The 271-nt window shown below is 63.1% G+C and carries 1 protein-coding gene; it reads left to right on the forward strand.

Annotation, left to right across the window (positions count from 1 at the left end; all coding sequences use genetic code 11):
* On the forward strand, window positions 1-271 hold a 271-nt coding region (locus SB753_RS37450; RefSeq protein ID WP_410805203.1), incomplete at both ends, for a LysR family transcriptional regulator.

Genomic DNA, 271 nt, shown 5'->3' on the forward strand with positions numbered 1-271 from the left:
GGTTGCGGAAACAAGCAGCTTCGCCGAGGCATCACGACAACTCGGCGTGACCAGTTCGGTCGTGACGAACCGCATCCAGCAACTGGAGCGCTTCGTCAACGCCCCATTGTTTCACCGCAGCACGCGGCACGTACGCCTCTCCGAAGTCGGCGAGGCGTTCTATCGTGAATGTGCGGAGGTGGTGGGGCGCGTCAACGACCTGACCGATCAGATGCGCGAATTGCGCGCCACGCCCACCGGGCGGCTGCGTATCCAGATGCTGCCTGGTTTC

Origin of the sequence: Paraburkholderia sp. SIMBA_053, from assembly GCF_046534895.1 — a bacterium.
GTDB classification, from domain to species: Bacteria; Pseudomonadota; Gammaproteobacteria; order Burkholderiales; family Burkholderiaceae; genus Paraburkholderia; species Paraburkholderia caledonica.